This window comes from Leptolyngbya sp. FACHB-321 (assembly GCF_014695975.1).
Classification (GTDB): Bacteria; Cyanobacteriota; Cyanobacteriia; order Leptolyngbyales; family Leptolyngbyaceae; genus Stenomitos.
The window spans coordinates 13115-26399 of the sequence record NZ_JACJPI010000046.1; the positions used below are offsets into that span (position 1 = coordinate 13115).

The 13285-nt window shown below is 51.8% G+C and carries 10 protein-coding genes; 7 read left to right on the plus strand and 3 right to left on the minus strand.

Annotation, left to right across the window (positions count from 1 at the left end; genetic code table 11):
• The first annotated feature begins 329 nt into the window (after positions 1-329).
• Together rlmB and H6F76_RS08440 are read left to right on the plus strand one after the other, a co-directional pair.
• Positions 330-1277: a 23S rRNA (guanosine(2251)-2'-O)-methyltransferase RlmB gene (rlmB, locus tag H6F76_RS08435; protein WP_347275995.1), complete on the plus strand. Its 948-nt coding sequence runs from the start codon at positions 330-332 to the stop codon at positions 1275-1277.
• A 101-nt stretch (positions 1278-1378) separates the two neighbouring features.
• On the plus strand, positions 1379-1663 hold the full coding sequence (locus H6F76_RS08440; protein WP_190451847.1) for a DUF1816 domain-containing protein: 285 nt from the start codon (positions 1379-1381) through the stop codon (positions 1661-1663).
• A 73-nt stretch (positions 1664-1736) separates the two neighbouring features.
• Here H6F76_RS08440 and H6F76_RS08445 read toward each other — a convergent pair whose 3' ends face one another.
• From H6F76_RS08445 to psbZ, 3 genes are all read right to left on the minus strand, one after another.
• Positions 1737-3575 (minus strand): FAD-dependent oxidoreductase, encoded by a 1839-nt coding sequence (locus H6F76_RS08445; protein WP_190507418.1) that lies wholly within the window; start codon positions 3573-3575, stop codon positions 1737-1739.
• Between the two features lie 391 nt (positions 3576-3966).
• Positions 3967-4551 (minus strand): 6,7-dimethyl-8-ribityllumazine synthase, encoded by a 585-nt coding sequence (gene ribH / locus H6F76_RS08450; protein ID WP_190507420.1) that lies wholly within the window; start codon positions 4549-4551, stop codon positions 3967-3969.
• Between the two features lie 133 nt (positions 4552-4684).
• The gene (psbZ, locus tag H6F76_RS08455) at positions 4685-4873 is read right to left on the minus strand and encodes a photosystem II reaction center protein PsbZ (RefSeq protein ID WP_190451855.1); all 189 of its coding nucleotides are present in this window, start codon (positions 4871-4873) and stop codon (positions 4685-4687) included.
• Positions 4874-5090: 217 nt separating this feature from the next.
• On the opposite strand from psbZ, the gene H6F76_RS08460 reads away from it, so the two are divergent.
• From H6F76_RS08460 to H6F76_RS08480, 5 genes are all read left to right on the plus strand, one after another.
• On the plus strand, positions 5091-8174 hold the full coding sequence (locus tag H6F76_RS08460) for a CBS domain-containing protein (protein WP_199322004.1): 3084 nt from the start codon (positions 5091-5093) through the stop codon (positions 8172-8174).
• Positions 8175-8279: 105 nt separating this feature from the next.
• On the plus strand, positions 8280-9821 hold the full coding sequence (locus H6F76_RS08465) for a serine/threonine-protein kinase (protein ID WP_190507422.1): 1542 nt from the start codon (positions 8280-8282) through the stop codon (positions 9819-9821).
• 128 nt (positions 9822-9949) lie between these two features.
• On the plus strand, positions 9950-10273 hold the full coding sequence (locus H6F76_RS08470) for a DUF6825 family protein (RefSeq protein WP_190507424.1): 324 nt from the start codon (positions 9950-9952) through the stop codon (positions 10271-10273).
• A 360-nt stretch (positions 10274-10633) separates the two neighbouring features.
• Complete coding sequence (locus H6F76_RS08475; RefSeq protein ID WP_190507521.1) at positions 10634-12376, plus strand: AarF/UbiB family protein; 1743 nt, start codon at positions 10634-10636, stop codon at positions 12374-12376.
• Between the two features lie 62 nt (positions 12377-12438).
• Entirely contained in the window at positions 12439-13191 is a 753-nt protein-coding gene (locus tag H6F76_RS08480) for a Stp1/IreP family PP2C-type Ser/Thr phosphatase (RefSeq protein ID WP_190507426.1), read from the plus strand.
• Positions 13192-13285 lie beyond the last annotated feature (94 nt).

A 13285-nucleotide genomic window follows, 5' to 3' on the forward strand; every position in this document is an offset into this window, starting at 1 on the left:
TAGCGCGAGCAGCCAACGTCGATTTCAATGCTGACAAACCGAGACCGAACCGGGAAGCAAAAACTGATTTCAAATTTGATCGACCACGACGCGATGCAGATCGATCGACATCAGATCGACCACGACGTGACGTAGAGGCTGGCTCTAGAGCAGATAGACCCCGACCATTGCGGTCAGCCGACAGTGACTTTAAAGCAGGTAAACCGCGACGCCATGAAGGTGCTGACTTTAAAGCCGAGAGACGATCAGACCGACCACGACCAGACTCAGAAGGAAGGAGGAGCGGTCGATCGGACCGACCACAACCATCGCGAGAAGGAAACAGGGAACTGCCAGGACGACGATCGGGAGGACAGTCACGTTCACCGCGCCATGAATCGTCCCGCTATGACCAGTCTGCGTCCCGCTCTCAGCGATCGCTGCCACCTGTTGAAGCAAAGCCATCTGGGACAGATTACGCTCCCGAGAACGCTGTGCCAACATCGTTTGAAGAAGCCGATTTGATCTACGGTCGTCACCCTGTTCTGGCAGCACTTGAAGGGCAGCGATCGCTCAACCGCATCTGGATTACAGCCAAGCTCCGCTACGATCATCGTTTTCACGATTTGCTTGGTCAGGCAAAAGCCAACGGCACTGTCATTGATGAAGTAGAACCGCAGCGGCTTGACCAGCTTACCTTTCGAGCCAACCATCAAGGCGTGGTAGCTCAAGTTGCGCCTCATGCGTACATGGAATTGCCAGACCTAATTGAGCAAGCAAAAGCAGCATCTGAGCAGCCTGTGCTAATTGTGGCAGACAGTATTACTGATCCCCATAATTTGGGTGCCATCATCCGTACAGCTGAAGCACTAGGTGCACAAGGTTTAGTGATCCCACAGCGACGTGCGGTTGGAGTTACCTCTACGGTTGTCAAAGTTGCTGCTGGAGCGCTAGAAACCTTCTCAGTGGCACGAGTTGTCAATCTAGGTCGCGCTTTAGAAGAACTGAAAACCGCAGGCTTCTGGATTTACGGCACAGCTAGCGGCGGTAGTCAGGCGCTGCATACCGTCAAGTTCTCTGGACCAGTGGTGCTGGTAGTGGGCGCAGAGGGCGAGGGGTTAAGTATGTTAACTCAGCGTGCGTGCGATAGTCTTGTCTCCATTCCGTTAGGTGGAAATACGCCCAGTTTGAATGCTTCGGTTGCTACCGGCATGGCACTCTATGAAATCTTTCGCCAGCGCTGGTCGAATATGCTGCATATAGATACAGTAGAAAAAGAAATGCGGTTGAAAAAATAAGCTGCAAACGATACGTCAACCTGTAGAGTTTCAGCTACAGGTTGCTCAAATGGCGCTCTCGGACACTTTTGTAAACTAACAGTAGATGAACAGAGACTTGAATGAATGAGCTTTTGACTAATCTGTTAAATTTGTTCGGGCTGGCCTGGTGGGTTGAAGTGATTACAGAGACACCTAACTGCACCTACTACTTTGGTCCTTTCCTAAGTGCAAAGGCTGCTACCGCCGCCAAAAGTGGCTACGTAGAAGATCTGGAGCAGGAAGGTGCCCAGGGTATTAAAGTTACGCTTAAGCGCTTTAAACCAACGATGCTAACGGTGGCTGATGATTTGGGGGAGAAGCCTAGCCAGGGAACCCCACGCCCATTGCGTGGTCAATTCCAATAGGTTCTCTGGCATTGTTAGTTTCTTGGTGCTTAGTGAGTGGCTGCACTTGAGGCAACGGCGTCTTCTGCAATAGCTAGACGTTGGCGATCGCCTCTGCCAGCAGCCATCCTCCCGACGTATTTATACTCCCCAGCACTTTCACTTGCTGTTTCGGCATTGTAGCTAGAAACTGTTGATTGACGTGGTGGTCTAAGGTGACAAGCTTTAACGCCTGACCTTGAAGCGCGATCGGTGCTGTTACCAGCAGTATGTAAGTTTGTTCATCATTTTTTTGGAAGGTGCCGTAAACTTCGAGTGACGCAGAAACTCTGGCAGATACTGATGACAGTGGCTGTGGACTGCTTGCAGCATTGCCTACGGTTCGCCTTGAGCAGTAACCATCCGCAGGATAAGCCTCTGGGTGATCAAGATAGTAGCGCTGCCAGTAGTGCCAGTCGGGGTCACTAGTAGGCAAGTTCAGTAGAGGAATGACAGCAGCGGGCGCGCTCGTGTCACTCAACAGCGCCTCTTGCAGCAAGCGGACGTTCAACTCACGGGGCTGACAGTCCTGTTTAGCACAAAGCGCTGCCGCCATACCGACCGCCTGCCCAATCCCCAACACAAGTGGCTGTAAGCGCGTTGCACCATTTGCCATGTGGGAAACAGAAAGATTTTTTTCGCAAGCTAGTAAGCCATCCGTGCGGATGGGCACTAGTGATCGATAGGGGATCGTAAAGGGGGTTCCTGTCCAGCGACCGCCCCAGCGCATTGACTTCGGCTTCAGCGCAATGTCGCCGCTAGGATAATGGTGGTCGTTTGGATAATTACCAACGGCGATCGCATCACAGACATTCTCTGCTTGCACACAGCCCTGTGCTGAAACTGTGATAGGCAGTGGCGCAACACACCCCCTATTGAGAGGCAGAATATCCTGTTCGCGTAGGGTGGTTAAACCTTGTATGCGCCGACTTTCCCGGTAATACGGATGCAGCGCATATGCTCCACCACCAAGGCTTGCAGTTCTTTCCCCAACAGGAAAAATATCTGTTGCTAACCCGTAACGACGACCGAGCTGCATCTGGATAAAGCGGGCAAAGCTTTGTGTATGCCATAGCGCTTCACATAAGAACTCCCGACGCTGTTCGGTGGAAAGCAGGCGATCGACCCCTTCGCCATAATCATTTCCCTTAATGGGCCAATTGATCATGAAGCGGTTTCCGGGCAAGCGTCCGTAGTTAAGAAAGCGATCGCCACCATAGTTATCCCACGCACCCGCAAAGCGATCGGGATTATCCATAGGCGGAGGCAGAATCTCCGGAGCTGTCTCGCCCTCACCATAGTCCTGCATTACAACGATCCATGTTGGAGCCTGTACCGGATACTGTTGCGTCAACAGGTTAGGCTGCAGCGGAGCACTAGGTTCGTTAAACTCTGCTTGTAGCTCCCATCCCCAGCGATAAGGCACCTCACCAAGAGCCAGCAAATCTCCCAATTCAGTGCCATCGATCGTCAGCTTGGCGCGAACTGTGTAGTCCTGAAAAGCAACTCCAGAAACACGGTTCTCCTGTACAAAGACAGCTTCTGGCGTTTGCCCTGCGATCCACTGAAGGTTGGGTAACGCAGCCACCCAATCGGCAAAAATTTGAGCACCCACGCGGGGATCGTAAGTAAAGAAGCTAACCCAGCCATGGTTTAAACCCTCTGGTTGTCGTCGCGTTAGTTCTTGCAGAAAAGCGCCCCAGATACCCGTTTGTAAAGCTATTAACTCATTGCCATCGGGGGCTGCCACGCCTGCACTCGTTAGCATTCCGCCCAGCCAGGAAAACTCGCTAACTAGAATTGTTTTTGCGCCCCGTCGTGCGGCTTGAATCGCTGCTGCTGTACCGCCCGTGCCGCCACCTACGACTAAAACATCGGCTGTTAGTTCTTGCATTTCAAGCACTTTAAAGAAAGACCTGTACCAAAACCGCTTCCGTGCGCCGGAGTATTTCTAGTTTTCGCCAGAGACGTTGAAGTTTCAGGGTTTTCGGCTAGCCGGACTGCCTACGAAGCCATCCTTCCGAATGAGCAGGGTTGGCGTCGGAGTGAAGAACTTAAGCTCTACCTCGGCATAAATGCTAACTAGTTGCGCTACTTCACGGCTCAGGGTGAAGTAGTGCCAACCCTTCCCGAAGCGAGCGCTCAGGCAAAAGCAGAAGCAGACCAGGCAAAGCAGGAGCTAGAACACGAGCGTTTACTAAGTCCCAAGCTCAGCAAAAGGCAGAACAGTTAGCAGAGCGCCTAGAAGCGCTAGGAATTGAGCTGGACTAGTGCCTCAGGTGAATTCATTCGTTAGGCTCTGCTGATTCTGCTGCCGCACTTTTGATTGTTGCTGCTGGGAGCGCTGCATTGGTTGCCCCTTCCAAATGATTGCCATAGTGCTCTGCGCCAACACTCTTAACCTGCTTCATCAGGCTTGCCATTTCCAAAGCGCTCATGGCATAGTTCCAGCCCAAATTGCTTTTAATGCCAGCTCGCTCTAGCGCCTGTTGCATAGTATCGGTCGTCAGCACACCAAAAATGACTGGCACACCAGTTTGAAAGCCAATGGCAGCAATGCCTTTAGACACTTCTGCTGCCACGTAATCGAAATGGGGTGTTTGCCCTTTGATGATGGCACCTAAACAGACGATCGCATCGTAGCGGTTTGTTAATGCTAGTTGACGAGCGACTAGAGGCACTTCAAAGCTACCAGGTACCCAGGCATAGTCAACCTGAGTACCGTTGGGATCGATGTCGATGCCATGCCGCTTGAGGCAATCCTGACAGCCCTCTAGAAGCTTGCTCGTGACCAAATCGTTAAACCGACCAATGACGATCGCAAACCGCATTCGATCGGTTTGAGTGAACGTTCCTTCAAAAACTGCCATGCTGCTTAACTTAAATGTTAGAAACCCGTCCTATCAGCTTAAAGCTTACAAAGCTGTTGCTTCTAGCCGATAGGCGTATGCTGATCTTAAGCGAGTGTTTTTATGGTGAGGATCGTTAACACGCTAGAAACAATTAGACAACGAGGTAGTTTAGTCCTCCGACCAGCAGCACCAGCGCTGTCCACAAGGCAGAACCAAGTAGAATGAGACGCTTGGATTGATCCCAGTTTTGCGGCGTTGCCAGAGCGACAGGCGTGCCCACAACCAAGATGAACGACAAAATCACTAAAGCAGCCAGGGAAATCTGAAAGACGATGGTCATAATTTCCGCTTCTCCGATACGGGGATAGAGTTAGACAACGTAAGGTTATGAATGCAGGCGATCGCACTTACTCCCTTGATTAGTAAGCTATCAGAAAACGGTACACAGAAGATGAAGGCTAAAAGCTAAAGGCGAGAGGCTCAAGGCTAAGTTTTTATACTTCATGCTTTAGCCGCTCCATCTGACTTCTCCCTTACAGCTCAAGCCCATCCCCTTTATGGATCTCATTCTTTGCCACACGACTGCTGACTTCGACACGCTCGGTGCTGCCGTTGGGTTATCACGCTTGCTGCCAGGGTCGCGGATTGTGCTGGCAGGTGGGGCACACGCTGCTGTACGCGCTTTTCTGGCGCTGCATCGCGATGAGTATGCACTGATCGAGCGGCGATCGGTGAACCCAGACCAGATTCGGACGATCGCGGTAGTCGATACCCAGGTGCGCGATCGGCTAGGAGCAGTAGCAGAGTGGCTAGCGTTACCCGACATTACGATCGCTGTATACGACCATCATCTTGGTATGGAGTCTGATATTGCCGCCACACAGCGTCATGTGGAAGCGGTTGGCGCAACGACAACGCTAATGGTGGAACAACTTCAGGCACAACAGCTTACACCGACTGCTGCTGAAGCCACTGTGATGGCATTAGGTATTCATGTTGATACTGGATCGCTAACCTTCGACCAGACCACACCACGCGATGCGAGAGCATTGGCATGGCTCATGGAACAGGGAGCCAGTTTGCGTGCGATCGCCCACTATGCCGAACCTGGTCTCGCCCCTGCCTTACAGCCATTGCTCACAACAGCACTCCATGATTTGCAAACAGAAACCGTTAGGGGCAGTACGATCGGCTGGGTCATCTTAACGCTGGACAGTTTCGTGCCGGGATTATCTAGTCTGGCATCTCATCTGATGCAACTAACGGATGTAGATGCATTGCTGCTAGCGGCTCACTACTCTAAAAAGGCTGCTGATCACTCCCTTACAAATGAGTCTTCAGATAAGCAACGGTCAGAAGAGCAACAGGCAGATGATCAACAGGCAGGTGATCAACGGTTAGAGGCGTATAACGAGCGTGCCTTGACGGTGATTGGGCGATCGCGCATTGATGGGACTGATTTGAATGCTCTCTTTCAGCCGATCGGAGGTGGCGGGCATCCCCGTGCGGCATCGGTCAATCTGCATCGAGTGAATCCAGAGGCAACGCTAGCGCAACTGGTGACTCAGCTTAAAGCGCAGGTTCCGCAGCCACTTACTGCTAGAGCGCTCATGTCGTCGCCTGTCCGCACCATTCGTCCCGAAACGTCGATCGCAGAGGCACAGCGGCTGTTGTTACGTTATGGTCACTCTGGCTTGTCCGTTGTTAATGAGGCAGGTCAGCTTCTTGGCATCATTTCAAGGCGCGACCTGGATCTTGCCTTGCATCATGGGTTTAGCCATGCTCCTGTCAAAGGCTACATGACTACTAACCTAAAAACCATCACGCCAGATACATCATTGCCCACGATCGAAGCGCTAATGGTGACCTATAACATTGGTCGTCTACCTGTCCTGGATCAGGGGAACCTCGTCGGCATCGTCACGCGCACCGATGTGTTGCGTCAGTTGCATCGGCAGGATGGAGAGCGAGGGAAATGGAGGGAGGAGGGAGACAAAGAGAGGGAAAAACGCAGTGATGGGGAGCGGTTGCCAAGTAAACTGCGATCAACGATCGACAAGCCAAAATCACTTCTTGCTGCGTTGCGCCACTGCCTTAAACCTGAACTTTGGCAAGTTTTGTCTGCTGCTGCTGAAGAGGCTGAACAGCAAGGATGGCATCTCTACCTGGTAGGGGGAGCCGTGCGAGATTTGCTGCTAGCGATCGCAAAGGGCACGGCACTGCAAGGAGGTTTGCTGCTAGAAGACATAGATTTAGTCGTTGATGGTTTTCATCGTGCGGCAGTAGTAGGAGCAGGTGTCGCATTGGCAAAATCACTCCAGACCCATTACCCAACCGCTCGTTTAGAGATTCACGGCAAATTTCAGACGGCTGCTTTGCTCTGGCATCGTGACCCGGTGCTTAAATCTCTTTGGGTCGATTTTGCTACCGCACGCACCGAGTTTTACCCCTATCCTGCCGCAAACCCAGAGGTAGAATCCAGTTCTATTCAGCAGGATCTCTATCGTCGCGATTTCACCATTAACGCGATGGCAATCCGTCTGACAGAACCCTACGCTGGAGAAATATTGGATTTTTTTGGCGGCTTGCTTGATCTACAAGCCAAACAGATTCGCGTCCTGCATGCTAACAGTTTTATTGAAGACCCCACTCGCATCTACCGTGCTGTGCGGTTTGCGACGCGTCTGGGGTTTCAGCTTGATGCTCAAACGGAAAGCTATATTCGCTATGCGATCGCCAGCGGCATTTATAGCCAAACTCAAGTCCAAAGCCAAGATCAACAAAAGCACCATCAGTCATCTCAAGTACCCATTGCTACGCCTGCCCTGCAAACTCGCCTTAGAGCAGAACTCAAGTACATTTTTCAATCACCCTATTGGGAACCTGCCCTACAAACGCTAGCGGACTTAGGAGCACTTCAGTGCCTTCATCCGACGCTAGCGATGGATGCCAACGTTTGGCGACAGCTAAGGTGGGTTGATCGTGGGCTGAAGTGGCTCAAAAGGCAGAAGGCAGAAGGTAACGTTGTTGACTCTACAGGCGAAGCAGGAGCGGATGACGTTAAAAGAAGGCAGAAGGCAGAAGCAACCTCCCTTCGGCTTGAGCTTAGGTCGAAAGCAAAATTCCATTCTTCAGCCTTCTGCCCTCCTCTCTCATCCTTCCCCCCTTCCTGGATCGCCTTACTCGAAGTCCTTCTCGCTCACCTTGCGCCAGAGCATCGCAGTGCTGTTGCTACTAACCTCCAGCTACCGATCGATAGTACGGAGCGTTTGCAGCAATTAGAAACGGCTCAATTGACATTAACGGCAGCATTGCCTGCCTGTCAGCGTCCCAGCGAAATTGTGCAATTGCTCAAGCCCTATGATTTGTGGTTGTTAGTGTTGATTGCCGTGCGTAGTGAGCGATCGACACCAGCACCAAGCAAGGCAGGTTCACCCCGTCGCAAAATTTGCCAGTATCTCACCCACTGGCTTGCCGTCAAACCGCCCCTGGATGGCAACGATCTCAAAGCCCTGGGCTATAAACCGGGTCCGCAGTTTAAAGCCATTCTAGAAGCATTAATTGCTGCCACGCTGGATGGGGTGCTTTCTAACCGTGCAGAGGCAGAAGCGTTTGTAGCGGAGCGGTTTGGTGAAGGATGAGGGTAAGGAATGAAGAATAAGTTTGAGTTTTGAGTTTTCTCCTGCCTTCTGCCCTCTGCCTTCTGCCTCCTGTTTGCTAGCTTCAGGTCAGTAGGAAGGGTTAGCATGGTCACGATCGTTGAGGTAGTGATGCCCATGAATTTAACTGCGGGTACACCGCTGCAAGACGGCAAATACGTACTCAATAATCTCCTCGGTCAGAGTGCGTGGGGTATCACTTTCAAAGCGACTCAGACTCGTTTGAACCAGGCTGTGGTGCTAAAAACATTGCGATCGCAGCCAGAGATGGATATAGCTCCTTTAAGACAGCCGTTTTTAGAAGAAGTGCGGCGGTTTACGCAGTGCCAGCATCCTGGGTTAGTGAGAGTGCTGGATAGCTTTACCGAAGCCGGATTACCGTTCGCAGTCATGGATTACGTTGCCGGTCAGACATTAGCAGAGCTAGTGCGATCGCAAAAGCCATTACCAGAGGCGCAGGCTGTGCAATATATCCGTCAGGCTAGCTCGGCACTCAGCGTCATCCATCGTCACGGCTTGCTCCATCGAGATGTCAAGCCAGAAAATCTGGTGCGTCCTACAGGTGCCGCATTTGTGGTGTTGGTGGGCTTTAGCATCACGCCTGGGGCTGTCCCAGTTGAGATCAATCGCGCAGACTCTCAATTGGCAAACCCTTATGCAGCGATCGAGCTACAGCAAGCTAAGGCATTAACTGCGGCGGCAGACATTTATGCCTTAGCGGCAACGCTCTACTTTTTAGTGACGCAGCATGAGCCGATCGCTGCCTCACACCGTCAGCAGACGCCCTTAGTGACACCGCGCCAACTGCAACCACAGCTTAGCACTGCGATCGAACACGCCATTCTTAGTGGTATGGCTGTAAACGTGCAAGAGCGTCCGCAGACGATCGCTGACTGGTTGGCGCTCCTACCAGATAGCAACCGGCTACCAGCTGCACAAGGAGTCAATGGTGCTGGGAAACTTCCGGCGGCAATCAACCTGCCTCATACTGCCAACGGTTCCGGTCGCACCACGGCTCCTCCGGCTCCACCAGCACTCGCCAATCCAACTCATGCCACTGCGCCTGTGCCTCCAGTACCAATGTCTACACCTAGCTTTGTGCCTGCACCCAAGAGTCGTTTGCCGAAAGCGCTAGGGGTAACAGCCGCGATCGCGATCGCGGGAGGATTCGGTCTGGGGTTAGTCCTACGCTTTAGCGCCATCAATGGCATTGGTCCAACGCTCTTTCAGACTACGCAAGACTTTCCGCCCGTACAAAATTGGCCGCTCCAGGCAACGCCTGAAGACTTGCTCACCGCTCCAGTTTTGCCGGAATCCGTGCCGTTTCGCGATCAGGAACCCGGCGATCGTCCTCCAGTTATCAGAGTCGCACCCGACCCAGCGCCAGTGCCAGTGATACCTACGCCCTCACCAACGGCAACGATCGAGGCAACGCCAGCGCCTGTTCCCACTCCAGTTGAACCAGACATACAGCCCTCGCCGCCGCCTAGTCCAGCACCAGCCACTGACTCAACGCCACGCCCCCTTCCTGCAGGAGAAGACGCACCAGACCCATCAGGCATACCATTAGAACGGGAGCGGTTACCGCTGAGGCAACCAAATCTAGATATAAACCAAAAGCCCAACTAACGTAAAGGCTGACTTGTTGCTTGCAGAACCTGTTTATGGTTTGTTCTCTTACGTTCAAGCTAGCAGTCTGTGAGGCAAGCAAGCTATAATTCCGGTTAAATGCAGCAGTTTCATGGCGGAGAGTTCTCATGAGTAGTCCCTTCGATGCTTTCTATGTTGGTAGAGCGATCGCTGAAGCTGTTTATGAGCAGGTAGAGCGTGCTCTAACAAATTCCCTAAGCGATCTGGGTAGATTTGATGCCGAGCAGCGGGAGCGTTTGCGTCAGTTTACAGAAGATGTACTAGCTCGTGCTCAACGGGATGCAGAGGCAGCAAAGCGGAGCCGCACTACGACGGCGATCGTGCCTATTGGTCAACCAACTGACCTGCAAGCAACAATTGACGAACTACGGGCAGAGGTCGCACAACTACGCTCCGAGCTGAAGCGCTATCGCAGTAGCAGTCAGGTTTAATCAGGCAAATTTTCTGCCGCTGATTTTACACTCATTAACTTTTTTCAATCAATCCGTTACGTTCAGCTACATTAAAACAAAGCTTTAGGAATTCGAGTGTCTGTTTCTTCCCACGACTCCGACCCGTCAACGAAACCTGCGGAGCCTGTAACGGGTGCTAACCTGCACCTAGATCATACGGACTCTCCTGCTGGCTACCGAGTGCCAGTGTACCTATCTGACCAGCATGATGGTCAGGATTTTCCGGTTGCAGGTGTCGATCATACGACACTAGACGAAGCCGATTTTGTAGAGCCATCGTTAGACGAAGCCGCTTCTGGGCATACTGTAACGGCAGAAGAAGCAGTAGCAGCGCGCTACGTGCAGTCTGCTAGAAAGTCTGCACGTGGAGCTACGCGGGGCGATCGTCGTGTCAAGTCTAAACCCTATGGTGACAAAGCTTACCGTTGGAATCACGAAAATTACTCTCGCCTGCGCCGTACTTACGACATTCAATCCTTTGTTTGGCTACTGGTTTTTTCGCAATGGCTTTACAAGAAGCCTTGGAGCTACCCCGGTGGCATGACCGAGGAGAAGCAGAAACTACGCCGCCGCAGTCAGGCAGTTTGGATTCGGGACACCTTACTTGATTTGGGTCCAACCTTTATTAAAGTCGGTCAACTGTTTTCCACTCGCGCTGATCTATTCCCTACTGAGTACGTTGAGGAACTCTCTAAACTACAGGACAGAGTGCCTGCGTTTAGCTACGAGCAAGCCAAAGCGATTATTGAGCAAGATTTTGGCAAGCCGATTCAGACGCTGTTTCGGAGCTTTGACCCCATTCCCTTAGCAGCGGCAAGTTTGGGGCAGGTACATCGGGCACAGCTTCACTCTGGCGAAGAAGTCGTGGTCAAAGTGCAGCGACCCGGTCTGCTGAAGCTTTTTAAGATTGACCTGGCGATTTTGAAAGGCATTACTCGCTACTTTCAAAACCATCCTGAATGGGGCAGAGGGCGCGATTGGCTTGGTATTTACGACGAATGCTGCAAGATTCTCTATGAAGAGGTAGACTACCTCAACGAAGGGCGCAATGCTGACACCTTTCGGCGCAATTTTCGCCAGGAAAACTGGGTCTATGTGCCCCGTGTCTACTGGCGCTATGCCTCACCTAGGGTACTGACGCTAGAGTATCTTCCGGGCATTAAAATTAGTCACTATGAAGCGTTGGAAGCGGCAGGGCTCGATCGCAAAGCGCTTGCTCAAATGGGTGCAAAAGCTTATCTGCATCAGTTGCTAAACGACGGCTTTTTCCATGCGGATCCGCATCCCGGCAACATTGCAGTTAGTGCGGATGGGTCGCTCATTTTCTACGACTTTGGCATGATGGGGCAAGTCTCCATTCTGACCCGTGAGAAGCTGCTAGAAGTCTTCTTTGGCGTTGCTCAGAAAGACGGCGATCGTGTGGTTGCGTCATTAGTTGAACTCGGCGCACTCGCTCAGTCAGACGATATGGGACCTGTACGGCGATCAGTACAGTTCATGCTAGACAACTTCATGGACAAGCCGTTTGAGAATCAGTCGGTCAGTGCCATCAGTGACGATTTGTACGAAATTGCTTACGGTCAACCGTTTCGCTTTCCGGCAACCTTCACCTTTGTGATGCGAGCGTTTTCGACCCTGGAAGGTGTAGGAAAAGGGTTAGACCCAGACTTTAACTTTATGGAGGTTGCAAGACCTTTTGCAATGCAAATTATGGCAAACGGAAATCCTTCATCAGATGCAAACAGCATTCTAAGCGAGTTTGGTCGGCAGGCGGCACAAGTTAGCAGTACCGCCTTGGGGCTACCGCGCCGGATTGAAGATACCCTGGATAAGCTGGAGCGCGGTGACGTGCGGGTGCGAGTGCGATCGATCGAGACTGATCGTATTCTCCGCCGACTTAGTGGCGTTAATATGGGTACCAATTACACGCTGCTGGTATGCGCTTTTACCCTTTCAGCAACAATTCTGCTAGCAACGGGCTATGGTTGGTGGGCACTAATCCCTGCATCGGCTGCGATCGCGGCTGCGATCGCGTTTATTCGGCTCATGATGCGCCTCGATCGCTCTGAACGAATTTCTTAAGCATCGGTTTAACTTCACAAACTGAAGCCTGTAATGGTCATTGACGACAGCACAGTCCCTTTATGAAACGCCTTTTCACAGGTCTAACAGATGTGGGGCTTCTGCGCTCTGTGAATCAGGATGCTTATTGCATTGATGCAGATGGGCGCTTTTTTATCGTTGCAGATGGTATGGGTGGACACGCTGGTGGTCAAGAAGCAAGCCATCTGGCAACCCAAGCCATTCAAGCCTATTTTCTCGCTCATTGGCAATCTAGTGAGAGTTCACGATCGCTGCTTGAAGGAGCCTTCCTCAGTGCCAATCAGGCAATTTTAAAAGACCAGCGCAGCCATCCCGAACGGTCTGATATGGGTACGACTGCGGTTGCAGTTATCTTTCGGGATGCACAGCCCTGGTGTGCTCACACTGGAGATTCACGTCTCTACCGCCTCCGTGGTGCGAAGCTGGAGCAACTGACTGAAGATCACACGTGGGTGGCACGGGCATTAAAAGTGGGTGAAATTACAGCCGATCAGGCAAGAGTTCACCCTTGGCGACACGTCTTAGCGCAGTGCTTAGGGCGTGAAGACCTTCAGCAAATTGATGTTCAGCCATTGTCACTACAGGGAGGCGATCGGCTGTTGCTGTGTAGCGATGGTCTCACTGAAGAAGTGTCTGATCAACTGATTGCCTCGCATCTTAAGTCGATTCGTGCTTGCGATCGAGCAGCTACGGCTCTGATTGACGCTGCTAAAAAACACGGTGGAAGAGACAACATCACAGTTGTAATTGTGGCGATCAGTAGTTCAAATCAACAAGACAGCGAAACTGCATAGCAGATTTATGCCTGTGGGGCTATGTGCTCTACAGCTACAACCTTTATCGTGCATATAAAGTTATCTAAATTTTTAAGAATCCACTTTGACTTGC